We start from the raw sequence: 26863 nt of genomic DNA, 5'->3' as shown, positions 1-26863 counted from the left end.
GTGGATGTTGGAAAATGAGCAAATGCAAGATATTATGCGTCAGTCAGCTGAATTATTGTATCAGCATGAGATAGAAGCACTCCGCCGAGCGGATACAGGCCATGTACCTGCAGGGTGGCAGATGTCTCCTCAAGCGGTACTGACTTTTATTACAGGGGGAAGAGCAGGCAAAACGGACATCACTCCCAAATATATAGGTAACAAACGTCTAATCGAAATGGCGATTGCTACTCTAGTAACAGATCGCGCGCTGCTCTTGATCGGTGAGCCAGGAACAGCGAAGTCATGGCTGTCAGAGAATCTGACTGCTGCCATATATGGTCATTCAGGTCTAGTCGTCCAAGGCACTGCGGGAACTAGTGAAGAACATGTTCGTTATTCATGGAATTATGCCATGTTATTGGCGCAAGGGCCCTCACCTGAAGCACTCGTGAAGAGCCCGATTATGCGGGCCATGGAGGAGGGAGGCATCGCGCGCTTCGAGGAGATCTCCCGCTGCGCTTCCGAAGTACAGGATGCATTGATCTCGATCTTATCAGAGAAGACGATCAGCGTTCCTGAGCTCGGGAAGGAATGGAACGCCCGCAAAGGCTTCTCCATTATTGCTACGGCAAATACGAGAGACCGCGGGGTCAACGAGATGTCGACTGCCTTAAAGCGGCGGTTTAATATTATCGTGCTTCCATCTCCAGCGGATCTGGATACGGAAGTGAAGATTGTGAAGAAGCGTGTCAGCGAGATCGCTTCCTCATACAATCTTCAAGCAGCTGCGCCTGCCGATGAAGCGTTGCTCAAGGTCGTCACGATCTTCCGCGAGCTGCGGAGCGGCATGACGCTGGATAAGAAGGAAAAGGTGAAGACGCCAGCAGGCGTCATCTCAACAGCGGAGGCGATCTCGCTTCTGACGAACAGCATGGCGCTTGCTGCCAGCTTCGGCAATGGCACATTGACGGATGAGGATCTGGCCGCAGGATTGCAAGGTGCTATCGTGAAGGACGATGATAAGGATCAACTCGTATGGCGAGAATATCTTGACAATGTGATGAAGAAGCGCGGTGCAGAATGGCGAGGCTTGTACAGCGCTTGTAAGGAGTTGAACCAGTAATGGCTGCTGCTGGAGCTGGTGTGCAAATATTTGGGGTTAGGCATTTATCACCAGGCGGAGCTATGCACTTATTAAGCTTTCTTCAAGAAGTTAAGCCGACGGCAGTGCTGATCGAAGGTCCTTCGGATGCGACATCTGTCATACCTGACATTGCGAATAGAACTTCTAAGCCGCCGCTCGCCATACTCGCTTTCACTGAGGAGCTGCCGGTTCGCACTGCTTTATGGCCGCTCGCCGTATATTCGCCTGAATATCAAGCGATGCAATGGGCGAAGCAGCATGGAGCGAAGGTCGCATTCATCGATCTGCCGTCTTCCGTAACGATTGCGCTGCAGAATCTCAGAATAAGCGCCAGTGACGAAGAGGCTAAGAAGACAATTGAAGAGAGTCGTGTTGGTGAAGAAGTTCAACTCGCGCCATCAATCTATGATACGATCGCAGACATTGCGGGCGAATACGATTATGACATGTACTGGGAGCGAAGCTTCGAGCATAACATGAGCGCGGGCGCTTACCGTGAAGCGATCTTAGCTTATACTGCTCAGATGCGGGAGTTGACCGAAGAGAAAGAGCGGCATGAACAGGTCACTGAATATGCCCATAATGCGGTGCGTGAGGCTTATATGAGAAGACAGATCGCAGATATGATTGCCGCAGGTCATCAGCCTCATCAGATCGTTGTTGTATGCGGCGCTTATCATGCTGCCGCACTCGCTGATCTCGAGAATGTCATGACCGATCGAGAAGTGGAATCTCTGCCATCTTTGGGCACGAAGTTGACGCTCATGCCATACTCGAACTATAAGCTGTCTTCGCTCTCAGGATATGGAGCGGGCAATAACGCTCCCCATTATTATGAGATGATGTGGCAACATATGCTTCGCGATGCGCTGGCGGATTTGCCACATCATTATATGGCCGTCGTCGCCAGCACTCTGCGGGAGAGCGGCACTTATCGCTCAACAGCGGAAGTTATCGAAGCCGTTAGACTGGCTGAATCGTTAGCATCGCTGCACGGCGGAAGCGCGCCGACGCTGCGGGATCTGCGCGATGCGGCCCAAACGCTGCTCGGTCGAGGAGAATTGGCCGTTGTCGCTGAAGCCCTTGCTCGAGCAGATATCGGCACAGCGATCGGAGAGCTTGCGGAAGGAGTCAGCCAGACGCCGATTCAGGACGATCTGAACAGACAATTTAAGCGGCTGAAGCTGGAGAAGTACAAGACTGTCGTCGCGAACGATCTCGCGCTAGATCTGCGTGAGAATCGAAGAGTATCGTCAGAGGAAGCGGCGTTCTTGGATCTTAACCGATCCTTCCTATTCCATCGGTTAAGGCTGTTGGGGGTTGCTTATGCCATCCTGCGTCCGACTCAGCAGGATCATGCGACATGGGCTGAACACTGGATCGTGAAATGGTCGCCTGAAGTGGAGATCCAGGTCGTGGAATCGAATCTTCTCGGAGAGACGATTGAGATTGCAGCCGCTTATGTGCTGCAGCAGAAGCTTGAACGCTGCGGTACGATTGCTGAAGCGTCACAGCTAGTGCGCACCGCCTATGAATGCGGAATGATGCATCAGATGGAAGCTGGACGCAGTACATTGCAGCGGCTTGCCGCAGACAGCCGCGATGTGGTGCAGATCGCCTCAGCGGTTAAGGAACTATCGAACCTAATCCGCTTCGGCGACATTCGGCGAATGGATACATCACCGCTCTTGCCATTGATGGAACAGCTGTTTCTGCGAGCATGTCTATTTTTGCTGGAGGCAAGTCAGTGCAACGATGAAGCTGCAACGGACATGATCGCCGCTATGAATATGTTGAACCAGGCAGCCAATGAACACCATGAGCAAGTGGACGAAGCGCTATGGATTCAAGAGCTGCTGCGGCTCTCGGAACGTGATGACCGCAATCCACGTTTATCTGGCGTCGCTTGCGCCATATTGTTGGAACGCAATGCAATAACAGCACAGCAATGCGCGGAAGAGGTCTCCCGCCGCTTGTCGCCAGGTATTTCAGCGGATCTTGGAGCTGGCTGGTTCGAGGGCGTATCAACTCGCAACAGATACGCGCTCCTGTCCAGAATGAGCCTATGGGAGCAGCTGAATGAATATATCACTTCACTGGAGGATGATCAGTTTGTGCGCGCGCTCGTATTTCTACGGCGTGCATTCAGCACCTTTAGTTCGAAGGAGAAGGTGATGGTCGCAGAAATACTTGGCGAATTATGGGGTATGAATACAGAGCAAGCAGCGGAAATATTAACGAGCGAGCTGAAGGAGGACGAAGTCAAGATGATTGAGGACTTGAACGATTTTGACTTTGACGATATATGACACAGGGGGCAGCTGTTGATACTCATATAGTAACTCGCTGGCGACTTATACTCGGACAGTCTGCTGATGAGCAATTAGCGGGATATAGCGGGGAGAAGCAGCTTCAGTTGACGGAAGAAGAGCTCATTATGGATCAAGCGCTTGCAGCTATCTATGATGAAACGGGAGAAGTGTCTGATAGCAGCAATAGCAGCAATGGTTCATCCGGGCAAAGAGGAGCAGGACGTGGGGGCTCCTCTCATCGACTGGTCAAATGGCTGGGCGATGTCCGCCGTTTCTTTCCAGAGGATGTCGTGTCGGTCATTCAGCATGACGCCATGGAACGGAAGGGCTGGAAGCAGCTGCTCTTTGAGCCCGAAGTTCTGGCAACGGTGAAGCCTGATATTCAGCTTGTTGGTACCTTACTGTCTTTGAAAGGCAAGATTCCTGAGAAGACGAAAGATACAGCACGGCAGCTAGTTCAGGCGGTTGTGGATGATTTGACGAAGCGGATTGAAGATGATCTGCGCCGTTCTGTGACTGGCGCTCTGAACCGCAAACAGCATACTCCGCTGCCATCGTTAAGCGGAATCGACTGGAAACGAACGATTCAACGGAATTTGAAGCATTATGATTCCGACCGACGCCAGCTTATTCCGGAGAAGTTCTATTATTTTGATCGAGCTAGACGAAGCAAAGAATGGACAGTTATCGTAGATATCGATCAGAGCGGATCGATGGCGGATTCGATCATATGGGCATCAATCGTGGGCTCGATCTTCGCGAGTATGCCTTCTTTATCAACACGGGTAGTCGTCTTTGACACAGAGGTTGTTGATCTAACGGAGCAATGCTCTAATGATCCTGTCGATATGCTGTTCGGCATCCAGCTTGGCGGCGGAACGGATATTCATAAGTCTGTGGCCTATTGTGAGCAGTTTATCGATAATCCGAATAAGACGCTGTTCATCATCGTCTCAGACTTATACGAAGGCGGCAATCGAGCTGGATTAATACGCAGAATGCGCGAGCTGAGGGAAGCTGGAGTGAGGACGATGTGTTTGCTTGCGCTCTCGGATGAAGGCAAGCCCTTCTATGATGAGCAGATGGCAAAGACCTTGTCCCGAGACGGTACTCCATGCTTTGCTTGTACACCTGCACTGCTTCCGCAGCTGGTGGAAGGTGCATTAAAGGGGCATGATCTGACCGAATTGGCGAAGAAGGTGGGGACCAAGTAATTGATAGCAGGAAGGGGAAGCGGCATGTCATTATATCCAATAAGAGTGCGGGATGATCAATGGGTAGATCAAGAGGGGCGCCAAGTCATTCTGCATGGCATCAATATGGTGAACAAAGAAAAAACCTGCAACTACCTAGGCGCTTGGGACGATGACGATTTCGAACTTCTAAGACAATGGGGCTTCAACGTTGTTCGGTTAGGCATCATCTGGGACGGTATCGAGCCTGAACCAGGCAAGTATGACGAAGCCTATCTGGATGGAGTAGAGAAGCTCATTCATGCTGCGGAGAAGCACGGCATATGGGTGTTCCTCGATATGCATCAGGATCTGTATGGGGGGGAATACAGCGACGGAGCGCCACGATGGGCGATGATAACCGATGACGAGCCGCACTTAACGGGCGAGGTGTGGAGTGATTCCTACTTGATCAGTCCTGCGGTTCATCGAGCATTCGATCATTTCTGGAGCAATGCCCCAGCTCCGGATGGCATTGGACTGCAAGATCATTATGCTGCCGCTTGGCGGCATGTTGCGAAGCGATTTGCAGGGCATCCAGCGGTCATTGGCTACGATCTGATGAACGAGCCGTTCATTGGTTCTGAAGTGACGAGAATTCAACCGCTCATGTATATGAAGTATGCGGAATTGGCTGCTGCAGCTAGAGGTATTCCCAATCCCGACATCGAGAGCATGATTGCGGATTTCTTCGATCCAGTCAAACGAATGGATGTACTGCAGTTCATGAGTGATCCCGACCGCTACGCATCCATTATTGATGTCGTAACGGAGGACTACAGCCGCTTTGAACGCGAGATGCTGTCGGCATTCTTCAGCAAAGTAACGCAAGCGATCCGCCAAGTTGATCCAGACACAGCGGTGTTTCTAGAAACGAACTATTTCAGCAATCTCGGCGTGCTAAGCGGCATTGAACCCGCGGTCGGCGTGGACGGGGAGCTGGATATGTACCAAGTATATGCTCCGCACGGCTACGATCTTGTCACCGATACGCCTCACTCGGATGAAGCGAATCCCGCACGGTTGAAGCTGATATTCAAGCGGCACGAGTTGACGCGCAAAAGGCTGAATATGCCGATGATGATTGGAGAATGGGGAGCATATTATGGCTCAGCAGGAGCGAAGGACACCGCATGTGACGTTAAGGATATATTCGAGCAGCTGCTATGCGGTGATACGTATTGGAGCTACGAGAATCGGCATATGGATCGCTATTCATACTTTCCTGCTATCTGTCGGGCTTACCCGATGGCGGTAACAGGCCAATTGAAGCAGTACCGCCACTGTTCGGATACCGGCTCCTTCACGATGAGTTGGGCTGAAGATTCCCGCTTAGAGACAGATGCTCCAACGGTTATCTACGTGCCGAACATCGAGCTAATTGAAAGTGGCGTTATCACATTAACGCCGGAGGGAGCCTTGTACACAATGGAAAGGATTAATGGCTGTGCAGCAGGCTATGTGATCGTTCCGCCTGCCGGATCGGCTGCTGAAGCGGTTGATAGATGGATTCGTATTAGTCGCATCGGCAGTGAACTTCATACGGACGAGTGAGAGAAGTATAATGGAGGAGTTTTCGTGGTTTTTCCCTGTTACAGTGAATAGAATTGACTTATGCCTTGTGATAACAGGGAAAAGCCGTCCTTCTATTATTATGATGCTAGCATCACCTAAGTCTTACTTTTCCAAAGCCTGTTCTAAACGTTTATTCAACATGAGTTTCCATTCATCTGCCAGTTCAGAAACCGTCAGCACCTTGCGCAGCCCTTCAATATCGTTATGCCTCTGATAATAGAGCTGATTACAGTATAAGATAGATATTTGTTGGGGGTGAGGCTGTATAAGCTCAATCTTGGAATCCTTTCGAACGATACCTTCCTCCAACACTCGGCATAGATATCCTGTGTACCCTGTTTCAGTCATTCTCTTTAAAAGTGTAGGTTTACCCAATCGCTTCGTGATCGTACTGCACGGAACACGGCCTTGTGTTATCTGTACAACAGCTTCACCGAACCTATATATGTCGCCTATATATACATCCTTCTCCAGCATATTCGACAAGGTCATATTCTCTCCGAACGCTGCAGCGGGCAATGGCTGCCCGAATTCCTGATCCCATAGGGCATAGTGCTCATTGGGATAGATGCATACTGCGCGATCCGGGCCGCCGTGATATCGCAAATCAGCAACTCCGTCTCCGCGAAAGCCATCCTTCGTTAAGTAAGCCTCTTCAACTGATTCTTTGCATATTCCAGTCAAAAGTTGTTTGTCATTGCCGTACTCCATCGATTTAGGCAAGCCAATTGAAAAATGGATGATTGCAGCTTGATGTTCTCTCATACGATATTCTCGCTTTCTAAGTAGGATGGCATTTCATCTGATTATATTTAAATTCTATTATTATACTATTGTACAATGGCAGCAACAACAAAGACTCCACTTGAAACGGCGGATTATCGAATTATTGTCGTTAATCATCAAAAATCAATTTATTCATGTGCATCTCATTCATTTAACCGCGTAATAGTCTTGATCTGTAATCATCCCTAAGTAACATGACGCGATTCCCAATACTTTTTAAGATATTAGTATAGCAGTTTATAATTGCTCAGGAGAGATAAGAGATTATTAAAGTCGTAATAATAAAGCTACAGAATGATAGATTTCGGGGAGAAGGAGTGTAGCAGCTACGCAGTGGAATAATTAACAGTAGGTCAGAATTTTGTTACTGAATAGATAGGGAAATCATGGATACACTTAACCTAAACATAAAAAGGGACTGGTGTAACCTTGTTTAAAGTAATGATTTTAGCTACAATGGCGATTAGTTCTTTTTGTAGTCATTATCCCCAAGTTCCAATAAATATTCTACCTAGCTACGAAGTTTCAGTAGAAACGACTCCTTATCCCATTATAGATAACTGGGTAACCTTACCTTCAGGCCAAGGTGGAGAATTATGTATCCATGTAAAGGCAGAGAGAGCTGATAAAATTAATTATTGGAAAATACCAACAGGGACAAATACATGGCCATTGCGGGAGTTATTGTTTGTAGACACAAATAAGAAAGATGGCTGGTCTTATTGTATGCCATATAAAAAAGATGAATTACTTCATGATCATATCAAAATTGAAGTGATCGAGGATAATGGGTTAAAAGAAAGCATCACATTTCAGGTTAAACATTATTAAAAAGAGGCCTTATGACCTGATCTAAGCATTATTGCAGTTATTTGGAACTGTCCATGTGAATTAGCTCTGTCTGACGTATAGGTTTGTAAATTAATCGTTGATCGCTTGAACACAAGTATGAAAACAATCAAAGACTAATCGGGTATTTATTTTCCCGAACACTACTACTGCAACTAATTACATATATTAGCGTCATATATTTGTAGTTAGTATATTGTAAAGGAGTAATAAAATGGGAAATGGAAATGTTCAGATGTCAAAAATTGTAGTCATATGTTTGATTATATCTTTATTCTTAGCCGCATGCTCCAGTTCGCCCAGTGAAAATAATAAGTCCTCTACAGTTCCGCCAACTGAACTCGAAGAAGTGAAAAAGGTTGCAGTATCATTTTTTAATGCACTCCAAAATTTCAGTGATTATGACACGTATATGAGCCTATCAGAGGATTTAAGATATAGAAACAATGATGAAAGGGCCAAGGTTATGAAAGGTGCGTTTTCAGAACCTGATATGTATGAGATTCTTACTAACTACGAGATCCATGACTATATCCAAATTTCGGCGAATGAGTATCATGCAACAGTTAGTCAAACTATTAAAGATATTGGGGAAGTACCTGCTTATGCTATTCCTATTATTAAAAAGGATGCTAAGTGGATTGTTTTAATTGAACAGATTGAATTGTTGACTTCAGAGTACCTAAAAGATCATCAGTCGCTTCTATCATCACCGAAAGTAACCGTCTTAGCCCAAAATAATAATATTACAGTTATTAGGCGGGAAACAACAAAATAATCATTCTATCTTTGTTATCATCATAAGCACGATCCGTCTACCAATCACCATTATATCGCTTACGCTTGTAATATCCTGATTCATTGAATTTTGAATTAGTAACGTAATTGGGTCTAGATTTTATGAATGGTAAACATAAATTTGCATTAGAGTCTGTTGTTGAACCTGATATTGACTTTATTTTTTAGGGGGAGTGTTTACTTGAAACGTGCACTTGGATTGCTAATTTTTTTATTTCTCTTAACAGGTTGTTCCGAAAACACTACTGAATACACCAAGCAAATTGAAAAACTGGAGAAAGAAAACCAAGAACTGAAAAAACATATTAACGAACTGGCCCTTAAGAATACTGAATTAGAAGAAGAGAATAAACAATTAGAAACAACAAGAACTAACGTACAATTAGCTGATCTCGCATCAAAAAGAATTATGCGTTACATAGCAAATGGGGATTTTGATAAGCTAAAAGAAGAATATAACGCTGAATTTGAGTTAATTGAAAACAGAGATGAAATATTATTTACTAAGCTAGATAATAACATGTCTTTTCCTACTAAAATATTTGATGCGCCTATGTATATAGCCAGTATTGTTACTACCGAAGCGGGTACAGATATCGGATATCTTATTAGCCATGACCCTAATGAAGGTGCCTTACTCGTTTACTTTAAATATGATAAAGACATGAATTTCGAATATATAGCATCAGGTCATTAGTGTGTTTACGATCGAGGATACTGGTAGCTGGAAGTATATCCGCGAACTGCTGTTCAGTAAGCGCGGGATCTGGCATCAAGTATTAGCGGGATTATAGCAGAATGGATGATGCGCCGTGTGTCCTTGAGATGAGGGCATGCGGTGTTTTTTTATTTTGCTGAGTATGTGTCGTGGTTGTTGATCATTTTTTCGTAGACTCAGTATTGGTGAGCCTTTGAGTACTATCCCATATCCTCAGAATGTGTGAGTTCCTGAGAAATTGGGATAATAGTGAAATGATGGTAGAAGGGGTAATGATGTGGCGAAGCCTTTGAGTACTATCCCATATCCTCAGAATGGAGTAAGCACCTGAGAAGTTTGGATAATAGCGAAATGGCGGTAATAGAGGTAGTGTTGTAGCGAAGCCTTCGAGTACTATCCCCATTCCTCAGAATGGTGTGAGCACCTGAGAGGTTGGGATAATAGCGAAATGGCAATAGTAGAGGTAGTGGTCTGGAGAAGCCTTTGAGTAATATCCCCATTCTTCAGAATGGGTTGAGCACCTGAGAGGTTGGGATAATAGTGAAATAGCGGTAGTAGAGGTATTGGTTTAGGGAAGCCTTTGAGTACTATCCCATATCCTCAGAATGGTGTGAGCACCTGAGAAGTTGGGATAATAGCGAAATGGCAATAGTAGAGGTATTGGTTTGGCGAAGCCTTCGAGTACTATACCCATTCCTCAGAATGGGTTGAGCACCTGAGAAGTTGGGATAACAGCGAAATAGTGGTAGTAGAGGTATTGGTTTGGTGAAGCCTATGAGTAATATCCCTTAGCCTCAGAATGGTGAGGGCACCTGAGAAGTTGGGATAATAGCGAAACGGTGGTAGAAGGGTAGTGGTCTGGCGAAGCCTTTGAGTACTATCCCATATCCTCAGAATGGTGAGAGCACCTGAGAAGTTGGAAAGCGACAAACCTAACGAAATATGTATAGATACGTCCGTCGTATGGAGACATCGCCAAGCTGGTCGGCGCAACCAATTGGTAGTATTTTCGTCTAAAAGGAGGGGCTAATGTAAGGAGGTATTTGTTGGTATGAGAGTATTTATCATAATGTTGTTGGCGATTAGCTTACTTGTGGGTTGTACTTCAAATTCCAGTTCCCCTCCATCGTCTTTGGCAAAAGAAGAACCAGCGGCCCAGGGTCAATCAGGCGAAATTTCGAACAAGCAAGTTGCATCAACAGACTTTGTAAATTACGACCAGTTGTCCGAACTGGCCCGTCAAATTAGCCACTATACGGGTGTCGATTATTCGGAGGATCAGCTTGACAATATGAAAAAGGAAGATTGGCGGAAAAACTGGGAGAAGGCTGTTCGAGATTTTGCAGAAGAAAAGCTCCTGATTGACGTTACTTTTATGTTCTCATTACCTGACACGTATAATCCAAGAAGCGTAGTCGTCGGAAGTACAGAAGGTACAATATACCGTGTTGATTTTGTCAAAAGACATAACTACGGCGGAATTTGGACGGCTACACATTATGGAACGGTTAGTGATTCCGACATCGAGACGGGTGACCAACCCATCAAATATAGCACCATTACTTTAGATAAAGCAGACCCAAAAGTAAAAGAATGGGCGCGGACCTATCTGGATAACAAGCATGGAGCTGAAGAAGTATTTATTTCTGGCAATGCAAACATGAATGAGGACAAAACTTATATTTTACTTGTTGCAGAACCGGAGGCATCTATTGAGCTATTGAACATCCAGGCTTCCAATCAAAAGATTGTTATAAATTATGCGGACAGTTTTCCTGTTGAACAAATGTATGGACGAGAGCCTTATGTTTTACTTGAATTTGAAGCCCCTGCATTAGATATTTTTATAAGGAAGTATTCCTCGGTCCGAATAAAAGACATTCGGCCATATATGTAGTCATCGTAAGCGTTACACAAGCTAAAACTATCACATAACTTACCCCAACACACCTGATTCCTTGACTGCTGGATTCCGTTCAACCATACCTGTTCTGGAGGCAATCAGTGAGTTCACTTATATATTGTCGCTTGATAGGAACAAGTATCAATTATCAAGTTGTATGAAATATGAAGCATATCGAAGAGAGATTAACTTTAACTACAGAGACCAGTATCTAGATCCAAAAAGACGACTATGGATTGAATTCTTCGTCATTTTCCGTATATAATAGAGCGATTACAAGTCTATAGAAAAAGGTGTCATGAATGAGCATATTAAATGTAGAAAATCTTAGCCACGGCTTCGGAGATCGTGCCATATTCAAGGATGTATCCTTTCGCCTCTTAAAGGGCGAGCATATTGGATTAATCGGTGCGAATGGCGAAGGTAAGTCCACTTTTATGAATATTATTACAGGTAAGCTGCAGCCCGATGAAGGCAAGGTGGAATGGTCGAAGCGGGTACGTGTTGGATACTTGGATCAGCATGCAGTACTCACTAAGGGAATGACGATTCAGGATGTGTTGAGAAGCGCATTTCAATATTTGTTTGATCTAGAGCAAGAGATGAACGACATGTACGCAAAAATGGGGGATGTCTCACCTGAGGAGTTGGAGAAGCTTCTAGAGGAAGTCGGGACGATTCAGGATACGCTGACGAACCAAGACTTCTATATGATCGACGCTAAGGTGCAGGAAACGGCGCGCGGTCTCGGGATTACCGATATCGGCCTAGATCGTGACGTTCACGATTTGAGCGGCGGTCAGCGTACGAAGATCCTGTTAGCTAAGCTTCTGCTGGAGAAGCCAGACATTCTGCTGCTTGACGAGCCGACGAACTATTTGGACGAACAGCATATCGAATGGCTCAAGCGCTATCTGCAGGAATATGAGAATGCATTTATCTTGATCTCTCACGATATTCCGTTCTTGAACAGTGTCATCAACCTCATTTATCATATGGAAAATCAATTGCTGTCCCGCTATGTCGGCGATTATGATCAATTCCAACAAGTATATGAAATGAAGAAGCAGCAGCTTGAATCCGCCTATAAGCGTCAGCAGCAAGAAATTGCCGATCTGAAAGACTTCGTGCAGCGCAATAAGGCGAGCGTTGCGACTCGCAATATGGCGATGTCGAGACAGAAGAAGCTCGATAAGATGGAAGTGATCGAGCTTGCGAAGGAGAAGCCGAAGCCGCAGTTTAACTTTAAGGATTCGAAGGCGTCCGGCAAGCTAGTATTTGAAGCGAAGCAATTGGTTATTGGCTACGACCACCCGTTGTCTCGTCCGCTCGATCTGCTGATGGAGCGCGGACAGAAGATTGCGCTTGTCGGGGCAAATGGTATTGGTAAGACGACGTTGCTGCGCAGCATTCTGGGCGAAATCCCTTCATTGTCGGGTTCAGTAGAGCTCGGGTATAACCTAGATATCGGTTACTTTGAACAGGAAATGAAGGACGGAAACTATAAGACATGTATCGAAGAGATATGGGAGACGTTCCCTCACTTCACGCAATTCGAGGTGCGCGCGGCGCTTGCGAAGTGCGGTCTGACGACAAAGCATATTGAGAGCAAGATCGCGGTATTGAGCGGCGGTGAGAAGGCTAAGGTGCGTCTCTGCAAGCTGATCAACCGTGAAACGAATCTGCTCGTATTGGACGAACCGACGAACCACTTGGACGTAGACGCGAAGGATGAGCTTAAGCGCGCCTTGAAAGCATTTAAAGGCAGCATTCTGCTCATCTCCCACGAACCAGAGTTCTATCGTGACGTTGTTACGGACATTTGGAACTGTGAGGATTGGACAACTAAAGTTCTGTAACATTCAATTCAAGTTAAAGAGACTATCCCTTAGGCGCTATACGCAGCTTAATGGGCTAGTCTCTTTTTGCATGGAGAATCAAGATGCTTTATATTTATGACATAGATATTGGCGAGCTTGGTATGACAATTAGATCAATTATAAGGGTGGTAAAGGTGATGACAACATATATCGCATTGCTGCGCGGCATTAATGTAGGCGGTAAAAATATGATCAAGATGTCGGAATTGAAGCAGATGTGTGAAGCGATAGGCTTGAGCCAAATACGAACCTATATTCAGAGCGGCAACGTACTCTTCAAGTCGGATCAAGATGAAGAATCTATACGTAAGCTCATGGAACATGAGATTGAGCGAGTATTCGGATTCTCGATATCAGTTGTGATCAGAACGGCAGAGGAAATTAAGAGGGTGGCAGATAGCTGTCCATTTTCAGAGAAGGAAATTGAAGAATCAGCTGCCTCATGCGATGGCGAGAGCTTGTATGCGGCATTCTTGCTTGATAAGCCTTCGCCAGAAAGCATGGATCGGCTGAAGAACAGCAATAATGAGAACGATGAATATCGTATCGTGGGTCGTGATGTGTATCTCTTATTTCGTAGCAGCATACGCAACTCCAAGTTGGCTAACAATCTGAACAAGCTGGATGTGCCCGCGACAACACGTAATTTTAAGACGATTAACAAGCTGATCGCTCTGGCAAATGATATGGAATAGTAAAACGGCCATCGGAGAGATCATTATGAGATACGATGCAATAAGAACTGCTTCCAAGATTATCGCATCTAGAGCAGAGAAAAGTGAGGGAAACAAGTATGACGAAAAGACTATATTATGATTCAGCATATTTGACCGAATGGGAAACGGAGATCATAGAAACCGTGGTCAGAGAAGACGGCATATATGTCATCTTGAAAGAGACCGCATTCTATCCTCATGGAGGCGGACAGCCTTGTGATAAAGGATATATTCAAGGAGTTCCAGTAATCGATGTCATCACTGAATCTGAGCTCATCTTACATAAGCTTGAAAGCCTGCCCGAAGAGAGAAAAGTAATCTGCAGAATTGATTGGACGCGCAGATTCGACCATATGCAGCAGCATAGCGGACAGCATCTGCTATCAGCGGTATGCCTTGACATGTATCAGGCGAAGACGCTTAGCTTTCATCTCGGAATGGATTACTGCACGATAGATGTGGAAGCGTCTGAGCTTACCTCTAGTCAACTGGAAGCGATAGAGCATGAAGTTAACCAACAAATATATCAGAACCACAGCATCATCAGTTATATGGTGACGGAACAAGAGGTTAATCAGTTAGAACTGGTCAAACAGACGAGCTTGACAGACAATATCCGAATTGTAGAGATCAAGAACATCGAACATAACGCTTGCGGTGGAACGCATGTCTCTTCAACGGGGGCGATCGGCATGATCAAGCTGCTCAAGTCGGAGAAGCATAAGGGAAACATGCGTATTTATTTTAAATGCGGAAATCGTGCCTTGGGGGAATTTTGTGAACATCAAACAATTGTAGGAGCGCTATCGGTTAAGTTCAAATCGAGCAAAGAAGATATCCTTGATCGAATGGATAAGTGGGAGAAAGAGCATAAGCAGCTCCAAGAAGAGATAGCAGCTCTGAAAGACAAATATGATGACTACGCCGCGCGTGAGCTGATAGCTAATAAAGACGGGGCACTCATTGCAACTGTATTCCAAGATAAGTCACTGAAAGATCTTCAGAATCTAGCTGGGAAAATAAACTCTCAATGCGATGCTCCAGTGTTGCTATTGACTACTATGGAGAATAAAGTGCTCTTATCTCAGCGCAATATTTCCGGCTTTTCTTGTGGTGCATTCATGAAAGCTAACCAAGTTCATTACAACGGAAAGGGCGGCGGCAGCGATATACTTGCTCAGGCTGCATTTGCCAATGAAGAGGATGCCTTCGCATTTTATGAATTTGCTGTCCGTACGTTGCAAGAGCAATTTCAGTAAGTCATTAACGAGATTAATTGTTTGAAATTAAAAAATAATCATAACAGCATCCGTTACATAGGAAGTAAGAAATAAGGCGAATTTCACGAGGCATGTGAAATTCGCCTTTAATGTATGTTCATGTTCATCGCGTACTTCGTCCTGTTAACAGCAGCATGAGGAAAGAAATCAAGATGATCGTCAACGCCCACGCCCATGCCATCGTGGTATTGCCGGAATCGACCGCGACATAGATGGCGGTTGGGAGAGTCTGTGTCTTGCCTGGAATGTTGCCGGCAACCATCAAAGTCGCACCGAATTCCCCAAGGGAGCGGGTGAAGCCGAGTATATACGCCGTCATGAACGATCGCCATGTTAATGGCAGCACAACATAATAGAATAGCTGCCGTTCATTAGCTCCAATAGCACGACCCGCGGCAAGTAGATCTTGGTCGATCGCTCCGAACCCGGTCTTCATCGTTTGATACACTAATGGGAAAGCGACAACGACCGCGGCGATAACAGCACTCCACCAAGTGAAGATGAGTGGTGCTCCCAACAACCAATCCAGGAATCGCCCAAAAGCACTGTTTCGGCCCAATATGACGAGCAGCAGGAATCCGATGACCGTCGGAGGCAGAACGATCGGCAGCATAAACAGTGTTTCGATCCATACTTTCCCCTTAAATTGCCGTTTGGACATCCACCAAGCCGCAGCAACCCCGAGCAGAATAGCAAGAACACTGGATAATAGCGCTACCTGCACAGAAAGTCGGATTGGAGACCAGAATTGCTGCCAGTCGATAACGCCTATTTTCATGTATTCGGTACAGCAGAGAACCCGTACTTTATGAAAATGTTCATCGCTTCTTCTGATCGCAGAAAGCTGTACAGTTTCTCCACTTCCTTGGGATGTTTAGTAGCTTTTACGATTCCAACCGGATAAACAATAGGGGAGTACGCTGATGCATCGACTGTTAGCGCTATTTCCACTTTGTCAGAGGCTAATGCATCTGTCTTATATACGAATCCCGCTTCGACATTCCCCGTTTCGACATATTGAAGCACTTGTCGAACGTCCTTAGCTTGAACCATCTTCGACTGCAAGCTGTCCCATAGCTTGTCTGTCGATAATGCCTCCTTCGCATATGAGCCCGCAGGAACGCTCTCCGGAATGCCAATCGCGATCTTATGTACTTGGTCCAAAGTTAGATCTGACAGATTACTAATGTTTACAGAGGAGCCAGCGGGTTTGACTACTACTAACTCATTAGCGAGTAAGTTGCTCTGCTGTGCTGCATCTACAAGACCTTTATCTACAAGTGCTTGCATATGACTTGAGGCTGCGGAGATAAAGAGGTCTACAGGAGCCCCCTGTTCTATCTGCTGCTGCAGCGCACCCGAACCGCCGTAATTAAAGTTAAGTTTTATATCTCGGTTGTTTGTTTCGTAGACTCCCTTTATCTCCTGCAATACGTCCTTCAAGCTTGCAGCAGCTGAAACTAGCAGTTCTACTTGCTCTTGTTCAGCTGCCGTAGAAGAGTTAACCGCTGATATCTCATTACCTAGACTTTGCTTTGAACCGCATGCTGTAACCAGCAGTGTAAGCATTATTATTAACAGAAGAACTATAGAATGTCGTTTGGCATGTGTGTTCATATCAATTCTCCTTTCTCGTACCTCGATAGCACAGACATTCCTTATCTTAACATTTTTCATGCTGCCAATAGAACATATAATCATTCAATCCTAAAAGAAGTTCACAAAACGACCTCTTATCATGTGAGTGGAATCACAAGTTAAGCGTGATGCAAATCATAAGATTATAGCATATTTAAAATTCAATCTATTGGAGGAATATTCATGAGCAAGATTACATTGCAAACATCAGTGGCAGACATCGTAACGATCATCCCGCGAGCAGCGGACTTGTTTCGTCAATTAAGAATAGATTATTGCTGCGGCGGGAAAGAGAGTCTAGAGCTCGCTGCGATTGAACGGAAGCTAGATCCTAAGCAGGTGCTGGAGGAAGTAGAGAAGATTGGACGCCAGCAAGCGGAATATGAATCAAGCCGTCCGCAATCACAAGATGAAGCAGAGCTTATTCGATATATTCAGCAGAAGCATCATGCATTTCTTCGTGAAGAGCTGCCGCAGTTAACCCCTTATATCACTAAAGTAGCTCGTGTTCATGGGGAGTATCATCCACATCTGCTGAGAGTTCAGGAGCTGTTTACAGCTCTGAAGCAGGAATTGCTGGAGCATACGGAGGAAGAAGATCAGGTTGTATTTCCGCTGCTGCTTCAATATGTAAACCATCCAGAGCAAGCAACTAGAGAGCAGTTGATGCCGTATCTGCTTGGCTTAGAAGATGACCATGACGGTGCCGGCAATCTGCTGAAGGAGCTTCGCGACATTACCCATGATTATGAACCGCCTGCTGACGCCTGCGGTACGTACCGACTCGTTTATCAACGGCTGTCTCTGCTCGAACAGGATACGTTTGAGCATATTCATCTCGAGAATCATGTATTGTTCGAACAGGTAAGATCGATTCTAACGAACTGATTTGCGAATTAGTTGCCCGCTCGTGGTCGGATACGGTATGATGCAGTTGCAGGAAGGATGGGGAACGATGGAAATTCAACCTATGCTCGATCAATTGCAACGGCCGATTCACGATCTGCGCATATCGGTAACAGATAAATGCAACTTTCGGTGTACGTACTGCATGCCGAAGGAAATATTCGGAGATGACTATCGTTTTCTGCCGAAAGCAGAGCTGCTCACATTTGCTGAAATAAGTCGCATGGCCCAATTGTTTGCATCACTTGGAGTTAAGAAGCTTCGTTTAACCGGCGGAGAACCGTTAATGCGCCGCGATCTGTCTCAGTTAGTTAGTATGCTTATGAACATAGAAGGAATCGAGGATATCGGATTAACGACAAACGGGCTGCTGTTGAAGCAGCAGGCTCAAGAACTGTATGATGCGGGCTTGCGCAGATTGAATATTAGTCTGGATGCGCTAGATCCGAAACTGTTCGCGAGGATGAATGGCCGCGGCATAACTCCTGATGTCATACTGGCTAATATTGACTTGGCGCAATCTATCGGATTCAAGATTAAGGTAAATACCGTCATCAAGAAGGATGTAAATGAACAGGAAATAGTACCGCTGGCAGCTTATTTTAAGGAACGTGGAATAATGGTACGCTTTATCGAATTCATGGATGTTGGCAATGATAACGGCTGGAGCTATGACAAGGTCGTTAGCAAACGTGAGATCTATGATATTCTGCGTTCTCAATACGAGTTAGAACCGCTGGATCAGCACTATTACGGCGAAGTAGCTAAGCGCTATCGCTATGCAGGGAGCGAATCAGAGGTAGGCTTTATTACTTCTGTTTCTGAATCGTTCTGCTCCTCATGCACTCGTGCACGCCTATCCTCAGATGGCAAACTCTATACGTGTTTATTTGCTTCTAAAGGGTTCGACCTCCGTCACATGCTGCGCAGCGGCGCGACTGACACCGAGCTTCTGGAGGCGGTCCGCAGCGTATGGGAACATCGTTCTGATCGTTACTCGGATGAGCGAACAGAGCAAAGAACACTCCACCTCCAAAAAATAAATATGTCGTACATTGGAGGGTAATTATTAATGTTAAATGGTTGTTCACATTCAGCAGGCAGGACATTCTAGTTCGCATGAGTACATGTGGTATAATAGCCCTGTAAATGAGCGTCATCACATTACCATGTTGGGGGCAGTCACAGTGAACACGATTGTAGTTATTGGCGGCGGGATAACCGGTCTGTCGACCATGTATTATTTGCAGAAGGCCCTGAAGGGGAAATCGATAGACGCAAGATTAGTGCTTGTTGAAGCAAGTGAAACATTAGGCGGTAAGATTCGAACAGTTCGACAGAAAGACTTCATTATCGAGACAGGTGCAGATTCCATCGTTGCGCGCAAAGCGAATATGGTGCCATTCCTTGAAGAATTGAAGCTGACAGAGAAGATCGTATATAATGCGACTGGCATCTCTTACATTTATACAGATGGACAATTAAAGAAGATTCCGGAAGATGCGGTGTTCGGAATTCCGACTAGCATAGAGTCGTTATTGTCGAGCGACATTGTCTCGGATGCAGGAAAGGCAGAGGCATTAAAGGATCTCAGCACGACGAATGAATCCTTCACATTGCAGGACTCTCTCGGCTTATTCTTGGAGCATTTTCTAGGTCAAGAGCTTGTTCAGAAACAGATAGCGCCTGTCATATCCGGAGTTTATTCAGGGGAACTTAACGATCTGACGATCGCTTCTACCTTCCCGTATCTATTAGAATATAAGAACCAGTACGGAAGCATCATTCGAGGATTATCAGAGAACAAAGAGAAGTTCTTAGGAAACGGAAGCAAGAAATTCATCTCCTTTGAGCATGGAGTCAATGCACTGATCGACACATTGGAGGAACGTTTAACTGATGTAGAGATATGGAAGGGAATCAAAGTCGTTTCCATCGAGAAAGATCAGGATAAATACTGCGTGAGGCTGAGTGATAGTCGCGAGATAGAAGCAAATATGGTCGTGTTAAGCACTTTGCATTCGGCAGCGCAGTCCATGCTTAATTCAGAGGAGCTGGATAAGGACTTCGACGAGTTGAACAATCGATCGATGATCAGCGTGTATGTGGGATTCGATATCCCTGATCAGGCACTGCCGATGGAAGGAACCGGATTCATCGTAGGCAAGGACAGTGAGTTGACATGCAATGCCTGCACTTGGACAAGCCGGAAATGGGCACATACCTCCAAAAACCAGCGACTGCTGATCAGACTGTTCTATAAGAGCTCCAATCCGCACTACTCAGCTTTAATTGAGCTCCCGGAAGATCAGTTGAAGGAAGTCGCGTTGTGGGATGCCAAGCTAAGCCTCGGCATTACAGGAGATCCTGTGACTTGCGAGATTACCAAGTGGCATGACAGCATGCCGAATTATCATCTGAAGCATCCTGGTATAGTGCGATCTCTGGAGAGAAAGATGGAGCTGTATTATCCAGGCGTCTTCTTAGCTGGATGCTCGTATTATGGCGTCGGGATCGCAGACTGTATTGCGAACGGCGAGCAAACCGCGGAGCGTATTGCAAAACGGCTCGAACCTAATGACTAATAGTACGATATAAAAAATCCCGCCATTGTGTAGATGGCGGGATTTTTTGTCTATAAGCAGATTGACAAACTATATTAACGATTCATGTACCCTGAAAAATCAGTTTGAGGTTGTATTTGTGATGCATAACCTTGGTTGAAGTTATAGGATCGTAAAAAATCGCCAACGTGCTCTAATTGATTGCATGCTTGAATAACGGACTGCATTTGTTGAACCGCAGTTTGATGTCCTTGAAGAGCAGTTTGAATCATTTGAGCGGCTTGGCGTTCACGCTGTGCCAATTGTTCTAACATTTGAGCATTTTGCTGCTCTTGCTGAAGTAGACGCTGGTAATTACTGCTAGCCATTTCGGTTTGGTGAATTAATTGTTGAATTGTATTGCGAATCTGGTGGGTATTTTGTTGATGCATGTTGATTCCTCCTAAAGATGTTGTAATGGATATATTGAATCCTTAATAAAGTGCTTATAGTGCGAGTAAATTATACAAATCATCTGAGCAACCTGAATATCCTTATTGCATTTTGGAGACGGTATAAAGAAAAGAATATACCTGGTCATAGTTAAGGATATTGATGGAGGTACACCATGGAGCATACTGATAAACGACTATTGATAGCTGCATTAGGCGGAGTCAACGAGATTGGTAAAAATATGTACGTTTTACGGTACGAAGATGATATTGTCGTTATCGACTGCGGCTCGAAATTTCCGGATGAAAGTCTGCTTGGAATTGACCTTATTATTCCTGATATAAGCTATTTATTAACTAACCAAGATAAGGTCCGAGGATTAGTGGTTACGCATGGACATGAAGATCATATCGGCGGTATCCCTTACATATTGAAGCAGCTACAAATTCCTATCTATGCTTCACGCTTGACGTTAGGCCTGATTGAGATCAAGTTAAGAGAACATGGGATTCTTCACGAAACGAAGATGCAGCGAATCGATGCTGATTCAACCATTGAACTGGGGGCTATTACTTGCTCCTTCTTTCCTACGAATCATAGTATTCCGGACTGCCTTGGCGTCGTATTTGACACGCCAGAGGGAACAGTCGTGCATACGGGCGATTTTAAATTTGATTTGACACCTGCCAACAAGCAATATCCTGATCTTCACAGAATGGCGGATATCGGCAAGAAGGGTGTTCTATTTCTCCTATCTGAAAGCACGAATGCTGAACGCCCAGGCTTTACACCTTCAGAAAGTATCGTTGGAGCTCATATTGATGAGGCATTTAATCAAGCGGAGCGAAGAGTATTCGTTTCCACATTTGCTTCCAACGTTAACCGGCTTCAGCAAGTTGTTGACGCTGCTCATCGTCATAACCGCAAACTGTTCTTGTTAGGTCGAAGTATGGTCAATGTTGTATCCGTTGCGCAGGAGCTAGGATATATAACGATACCTCCCGATATGCTTGTCGATGCGGAGACGGCAGCTAATCTTTCGCCGGATCATATTGCAATTCTTTGTACGGGCAGTCAAGGCGAACCGATGGCAGCGCTGGCCCGGTTATCTAATTCCGCACATAGACATATGAAAATAGACGCAGGGGATATGGTTATAATAGCCGCCAATCCTATCCCAGGAAATGAACGGAATGTTGCTCGTATCATTGATAATTTGTACGCTCTTGGCGCTCAGGTTGTATATGGTTCACACAATGAATTTCATGTATCAGGTCACGGCAGTCAAGAAGAGTTAAAATTAATGCTTACCCTGATGAAACCACAGTACTTCGTACCGATTCATGGAGAATTCCGCATGCTTCATCAACATCGTATACTTGCGGAAGCAGTTGGGGTAAATAGTGACAATATCTTTATCCTTACGAATGGCGATGTGGTGGAGTCTGCCAATGGGGTTGTTCGTCAAGAAGGGCGCATTACCGCGGGACAAATCCTTGTAGATGGTCTAGGAATTGGAGATATCGGCAATATCGTGCTTCGCGATCGGCGTCAATTGTCCGCTGACGGTATCATCATTGTGGTGATTACGATAAGCAAGGCAGAAGGTAAGCTATTGTCTGAGCCAGATACCATATCAAGAGGGTTCGTATATGTACGTGACTCTGAAGAGCTTATCGAAGATATAAACCAGCTCGTGGCCGCGACCGTTGAGAAGATGCTGGAGGATCGAATTAATCAATGGAACGTGATGAAGAGGACGCTAAAAGATACTTTAGGTCAATTTTTATACAATCGAACACAAAGGCGGCCGATTATACTTCCTATCATCATCGAAGTGTAAGCAGGGGTGAAGGATAGTGGAGAATAGGTTAACTTACATTGGATGGTCCAAAAGGGCTGTCCTTTTTATTTGTGTTCGAAATATGAATCTAGTATTAAATTTACTAACACAAAATTAATACGACGTGAACATGTTTTATAACATCTTAGAATTATATTAAGGATATAAACTATGATGAGAAAATACCATAGTTATTACCAGTAAAACTAAATATAGAACTTGTTGTATATTTATATAGACCAAATCCAATTTACTTACTGCAGGTGAGGAACAATCATCCCTAGAGATTTAATTCTTAGCTTTGGTTTGCTGACGTTTTTTACATTTTTCTTCGAGCATTATTTGATGGAAGTCAATGCGAATTTGAAAGATAGTACACGATACACATGGAAGGTAGGGCTCTATCAAGGATTTGTAGGCGTCATTTTATTTTCCTGTGGCCACCCTTACAATTATCATGGAATAGCGGATTTGAGCGAGATTACCATTCTGATCTCTTCCTACGTTGGGGGACCGATATCTGCAGTGATAACGACGGTAATGAATCTTTTATTTCGATTAGCCTTCGAGTCATCTATCGAAACAATGATATCGGTAACAGTCGTTATATCACTCAACCTTATTATAAGTATTATTTCTGTTCGTTTTATTAAACACTACTGGATGCAGTGGGTAGTATCCGTTACTTGCTCTAACCTCGTTTTTTTATTATCTTATTTATTTCTAGATTATTTTCCATTAGGAACTGTTGCACTGCAGTTTATTATCGTTTATCAGGCATCTGGCCTATTCATAGCGGCGAAGCTGTATTATATGAGTAAGTCTCAACAGCTAAAGCAGAAATTAGATGTTCTACAGAGCGATTTACTAGAAATTCTTCATCTTCAACCCGGATTTATATACAAATTAACGAAAGAACAAGGAAAGATCGTATATAAAATTGCTGGCGGCACACTGTTAAACGAGATCGGGATTTCATATGAAGATATCGTTGGAAAGTCCATTGATGAATTAACCGTATTTTCGAGTGAGTTGAATGATTTCATGCAATCTCAAAAAGAGAAGGCTTGGCGTGGTGAGTATGTATCGTTTGAATTAAACTTTGCGGAGCATACTCTATTGGCAACCTTAAAGCCTATATTCAGCGAAAATAGGGTTAGTTCCGTCATTGGTACAGTGACAGACATTACCGAACGCAAATTATCAGAGAGGCAGCTCGTAGAAAGCGAAGAACTATATCGCACTCTCGTTGATAGCTCGCAAGATTTTATCATTCGAATGGATGTAGAAGGGCATATTACGGCTGTAAATAAGAAAGTATTAGAGGTCACTTCTAAGCGGTCGGAATACCTAATAGGAGAGCACATAACTACACTATTTACTCCTGGGAAACATATTGAGACGTGGCAGTATCATTTTGACCAAGTTGTTTCTGGCAGGACAATGGAGAGCTTTGAATACAATATCAAGTGTGATAACCAAGAATTCGACTTTTACGTCACACTGTCACCATTTTATGACATGAATCAAATCGTCGTCGGAGTTATGTGCACTGCACATGATATTAAGAATCTAAAGAAGAGTAGAGCAGCTGTTGAGGCTAATGAAGCCAAGAGTGTGTTCGTCGCTCGCATGAGTCATGAGATTCGTACACCGTTAAGTGCAATTATTGGTTTAACGGCGTTGTTGATGAGGCAGGAGATGTCACCTGTACAGAAAGATTATTTGGACAAGATTCTCTCCTCTTCCCATGTATTGCTTGGGATCATAAATGATGTTCTTGATATCTCAAAGATTGAAGCGGGCAAAATTGAACTTCAGAAAGCTCAATTTAACATACACCATCTGATGCAGGAATTATCTGATATCCTAACCGTGCTCGTAGGAGATAAACAGCTCAAATTTATCATCGACACATCCGCAGATATTCCGGAGACACTCTATGGCGATTCTATGCGAATCGGTCAAATTCTCATCAATATAATTAATAATGCCATTAAATTTACGGATTGTGGACATATCTATGTCAAAGTGGAATTGGTAAGTGTTGAGGATGATCTGTTTCATATTGAATTTTCAGTGGAAGATACGGGAATCGGAATTACAAGCGAACAAATGAGTCAACTGTTCGAACCATTCACTCAAGTGGGATATGATTCAAAGAATAAATACAGTGGAACGGGATTAGGCTTATCGATCTGTAAATACTTCGTTGAGATGATGGGAGGAACTATTCATGTAAGCAGTCGGCCGGGGCATGGAAGCAAGTTTTCATTTATACTTCCATTCGATCAAGTATCACTTCATGACCAGATGAGTTGGGAGGATCGAATCGATTATTCACAAATGAACATACTCGTAATCGAGAGTAATGAGGCAGTGAGAAGCGGAATATGTTCTATGTTGGAATCTATGAATTTTCGAGTGACCGCATGTGAACATGACAAGTATCTCGATTTATCTAGTATGAATGTTGAAGTGATATTGACAGATATAAGTACGGATGACAAGTATAGTCTCGATGATTGGCTGCTGTTAAAGCGACGGACTTCTGCTTTAGTTCATCATGTTGCGATTCTGACTGCTAAGGTTCATGAAGAAATCAGAAAACTTCCAGATGATTTACAGCCGGATGCCGTTATTCTGATGCCCATTAGTCGGATCGGTCTGATGCGTACGATGAGGTCCTTGGTGTGGAATGAAGTCAAACAGCCTGCGATGCTTCAGAGAACACAAGTCAATGCCCTGCGTGATCGCCACATGAATATACTGCTTGCTGAAGATAACGAGATTTGTCAGCTTGTAATAACCGAAATGTTGAGATCTTATGGTTTTCAAGTAACCGTTGCGAATCATGGCATTGAAGTTCTTCATTTACTGAATCAGGGTAGATGGGATTTGCTCTTAATGGACATTCAGATGCCAGAGTTGGATGGAGTAGAGACAACGAAGATCATTCGAGAAGATCATCGTTTTGATCAATTGCAGATCTTCGCCTTAACGGCCAATATGGTATGTGAAGATCATGAGATGTATCATAGCATTGGTATCGATGGTGTATTAACGAAGCCGTTGGATATCAATCAACTGATATCGTTGATTAATCGGCAGGATGCTGCTAATGACCACAGGTTGTTCACTGTGAGCGAACATCGAGAACCTGTAAAGGGTCCGATAACCGGAATAGATGTACAAGCCACTCTTCGAAGAATTAATGGAAAGTATCACATTATGATTCATATGTTTCATGTATTCTTGCGCGATTACAGTCATTTTGCATCCCGAATGAAGGATTCGTTGTCACGCAACGATCTCATATGCTTCCGTAAAATGCTCCATACCCTTAAAGGTGCAGCTGCAAATATCTCTGCAGTTGGACTGCTGGATGCAGCAATCAAGCTCGAAACGGTACTAGAGCAAGGTGGAGATATGGATGCTGGCATGGAACTATTGGACAGAGAATTGCAAATCATAATTGTTTCGCTGCAACACTATGTGAATAACGGATACGATAGCAACAACATCTATGGAAATGATGGCGAGAGGGTTTAGCAATGAGAGTACTACTAATTGAAGATGACGCAATCGTTGGTGAAATGATCAAAATGTATTTGGCTGAAGAAGGCTACTTCATAAGGAGAGCAGATACTGGAACTCTGGGTCTTAGCCTCGTAAGAGAATTTAAACCGGATGTCGTCATTATTGATTACATTCTGCCGGATCTTAATGGTACAGAAGTATGCAGGGAAATACGCAAAGATTCATTAGTGCCTATCATTATGATATCGATGAATACAGAAGTGATGAATCGGGTAGATGCGTTGATAGATGGCGCGGATGATTATCTATGCAAACCGTTCAGTATGAAGGAGCTCTCGGCGAGAATGATCGCTAATATACGAAGGGCTTATCATGGGCCTATTCAACGAGAATCGAACAATGACGATGTTGGATCCAGACTAGAAAGAAATAGCATCATCATTGAACAAGAGTATCGAACGATAAATGTTAATAATCGACGTGTGGAAACAACCTGTACCGAATTTGAGATTATGAAATTGTTCTACAATCATCCAGAGCGTGTGTTTAGCCGTGAGGAATTGATTATTCATTTGCGTGGTATAAATACGTTGGTCAATGAGCGTTCAATCGATGTACACGTGATGAAGTTAAGGTCTAAAATTGAAGAAGATCCTAAAAACCCGAAATATATTAAAACAGTCTGGGGAATAGGATATAAATTTACCTTGAATTAGTTTGATCATTCGTAACCTTCCCTGAGAAGGTTTTTTTTCTGTCTATGGA

At 44.3% G+C, this 26863-nt stretch carries 21 protein-coding genes; 17 read left to right on the top strand and 4 right to left on the bottom strand.

Annotated features, from left to right (window positions below):
- Positions 1-4 precede the first annotated feature (4 nt).
- From ACXX53_RS07465 to ACXX53_RS07450, 4 genes are read left to right on the top strand one after another with little or no spacing between them, the layout of a single operon-like run.
- Complete coding sequence (locus ACXX53_RS07465; protein ID WP_458568000.1) at positions 5-1105, top strand: AAA family ATPase; 1101 nt, start codon at positions 5-7, stop codon at positions 1103-1105.
- The gene (locus ACXX53_RS07460; protein WP_458567999.1) at positions 1105-3435 is read left to right on the top strand and encodes a DUF5682 family protein; all 2331 of its coding nucleotides are present in this window, start codon (positions 1105-1107) and stop codon (positions 3433-3435) included. The genes ACXX53_RS07465 and ACXX53_RS07460 overlap by 1 nt, the downstream gene beginning before the upstream one ends.
- On the top strand, positions 3432-4652 hold the full coding sequence (locus ACXX53_RS07455; protein ID WP_458567998.1) for a VWA domain-containing protein: 1221 nt from the start codon (positions 3432-3434) through the stop codon (positions 4650-4652). The genes ACXX53_RS07460 and ACXX53_RS07455 overlap by 4 nt, the downstream gene beginning before the upstream one ends.
- A gap of 24 nt (positions 4653-4676) precedes the next feature.
- Positions 4677-6224: a cellulase family glycosylhydrolase gene (locus ACXX53_RS07450; RefSeq protein WP_458567997.1), complete on the top strand. Its 1548-nt coding sequence runs from the start codon at positions 4677-4679 to the stop codon at positions 6222-6224.
- Between the two features lie 123 nt (positions 6225-6347).
- Here ACXX53_RS07450 and ACXX53_RS07445 read toward each other — a convergent pair whose 3' ends face one another.
- Positions 6348-7010 (bottom strand): MOSC domain-containing protein, encoded by a 663-nt coding sequence (locus ACXX53_RS07445; protein ID WP_458567996.1) that lies wholly within the window; start codon positions 7008-7010, stop codon positions 6348-6350.
- Positions 7011-7472: 462 nt separating this feature from the next.
- On the opposite strand from ACXX53_RS07445, the gene ACXX53_RS07440 reads away from it, so the two are divergent.
- The 7 genes from ACXX53_RS07440 (at position 7473) to ACXX53_RS07410 (ending at position 15154) form a co-directional block, all read left to right on the top strand.
- Positions 7473-7862 (top strand): hypothetical protein, encoded by a 390-nt coding sequence (locus tag ACXX53_RS07440; protein ID WP_458567995.1) that lies wholly within the window; start codon positions 7473-7475, stop codon positions 7860-7862.
- A gap of 232 nt (positions 7863-8094) precedes the next feature.
- Positions 8095-8658 (top strand): hypothetical protein, encoded by a 564-nt coding sequence (locus tag ACXX53_RS07435; RefSeq protein ID WP_458567994.1) that lies wholly within the window; start codon positions 8095-8097, stop codon positions 8656-8658.
- A 201-nt stretch (positions 8659-8859) separates the two neighbouring features.
- Positions 8860-9375 (top strand): cell division protein ZapB, encoded by a 516-nt coding sequence (locus tag ACXX53_RS07430; RefSeq protein ID WP_458567993.1) that lies wholly within the window; start codon positions 8860-8862, stop codon positions 9373-9375.
- Between the two features lie 1072 nt (positions 9376-10447).
- Complete coding sequence (locus tag ACXX53_RS07425) at positions 10448-11293, top strand: hypothetical protein (protein WP_458567992.1); 846 nt, start codon at positions 10448-10450, stop codon at positions 11291-11293.
- 308 nt (positions 11294-11601) lie between these two features.
- On the top strand, positions 11602-13158 hold the full coding sequence (locus tag ACXX53_RS07420) for an ABC-F family ATP-binding cassette domain-containing protein (RefSeq protein WP_458567991.1): 1557 nt from the start codon (positions 11602-11604) through the stop codon (positions 13156-13158).
- Between the two features lie 158 nt (positions 13159-13316).
- Positions 13317-13874 carry a DUF1697 domain-containing protein gene (locus ACXX53_RS07415; RefSeq protein ID WP_458567990.1) on the top strand — a complete coding sequence of 186 codons (558 nt, stop codon included), beginning with the start codon at positions 13317-13319 and terminating at the stop codon, positions 13872-13874.
- 98 nt (positions 13875-13972) lie between these two features.
- Entirely contained in the window at positions 13973-15154 is a 1182-nt protein-coding gene (locus tag ACXX53_RS07410) for an alanyl-tRNA editing protein (protein ID WP_458567989.1), read from the top strand.
- Positions 15155-15278: 124 nt separating this feature from the next.
- Here the strand turns inward: ACXX53_RS07410 and modB are convergent, their stop codons facing one another.
- Positions 15279-15953, bottom strand: a complete 675-nt coding sequence (gene modB / locus ACXX53_RS07405; RefSeq protein ID WP_458567988.1) for a molybdate ABC transporter permease subunit — start codon at positions 15951-15953, stop codon at positions 15279-15281.
- A complete protein-coding gene (gene modA, locus ACXX53_RS07400) occupies positions 15950-16744 on the bottom strand; it encodes a molybdate ABC transporter substrate-binding protein (RefSeq protein ID WP_458567987.1) in 795 nt (264 codons plus the stop codon). Before modA ends, modB begins: the two co-directional genes overlap by 4 nt.
- A gap of 252 nt (positions 16745-16996) precedes the next feature.
- On the opposite strand from modA, the gene ric reads away from it, so the two are divergent.
- The 3 genes from ric to ACXX53_RS07385 all read left to right on the top strand — a co-directional run bounded on the left by ric (position 16997) and on the right by ACXX53_RS07385 (position 20304).
- Complete coding sequence (gene ric / locus ACXX53_RS07395) at positions 16997-17701, top strand: iron-sulfur cluster repair di-iron protein (protein WP_458567986.1); 705 nt, start codon at positions 16997-16999, stop codon at positions 17699-17701.
- 67 nt (positions 17702-17768) lie between these two features.
- Positions 17769-18785: a GTP 3',8-cyclase MoaA gene (gene moaA / locus ACXX53_RS07390; RefSeq protein ID WP_458567985.1), complete on the top strand. Its 1017-nt coding sequence runs from the start codon at positions 17769-17771 to the stop codon at positions 18783-18785.
- Positions 18786-18906: 121 nt separating this feature from the next.
- Positions 18907-20304, top strand: a complete 1398-nt coding sequence (locus ACXX53_RS07385) for a protoporphyrinogen oxidase (protein WP_458567984.1) — start codon at positions 18907-18909, stop codon at positions 20302-20304.
- Positions 20305-20378: 74 nt separating this feature from the next.
- On the opposite strand, the gene ACXX53_RS07380 is transcribed toward ACXX53_RS07385, so the two are convergent.
- Complete coding sequence (locus ACXX53_RS07380) at positions 20379-20714, bottom strand: hypothetical protein (protein WP_458567983.1); 336 nt, start codon at positions 20712-20714, stop codon at positions 20379-20381.
- 176 nt (positions 20715-20890) lie between these two features.
- Between ACXX53_RS07380 and ACXX53_RS07375 the strand changes: the two genes are divergently transcribed.
- The 3 genes from ACXX53_RS07375 (at position 20891) to ACXX53_RS07365 (ending at position 26814) form a co-directional block, all read left to right on the top strand.
- The gene (locus tag ACXX53_RS07375; RefSeq protein WP_458567982.1) at positions 20891-22558 is read left to right on the top strand and encodes a ribonuclease J; all 1668 of its coding nucleotides are present in this window, start codon (positions 20891-20893) and stop codon (positions 22556-22558) included.
- A gap of 345 nt (positions 22559-22903) precedes the next feature.
- Complete coding sequence (locus ACXX53_RS07370; RefSeq protein ID WP_458568365.1) at positions 22904-26110, top strand: ATP-binding protein; 3207 nt, start codon at positions 22904-22906, stop codon at positions 26108-26110.
- Between the two features lie 2 nt (positions 26111-26112).
- The gene (locus tag ACXX53_RS07365) at positions 26113-26814 is read left to right on the top strand and encodes a response regulator transcription factor (protein WP_458567981.1); all 702 of its coding nucleotides are present in this window, start codon (positions 26113-26115) and stop codon (positions 26812-26814) included.
- Positions 26815-26863: the final 49 nt, after the last annotated feature.

The organism is Paenibacillus marinisediminis (assembly GCF_054343325.1).
This window is presented reverse-complemented; position numbering and strand designations above follow the sequence as displayed.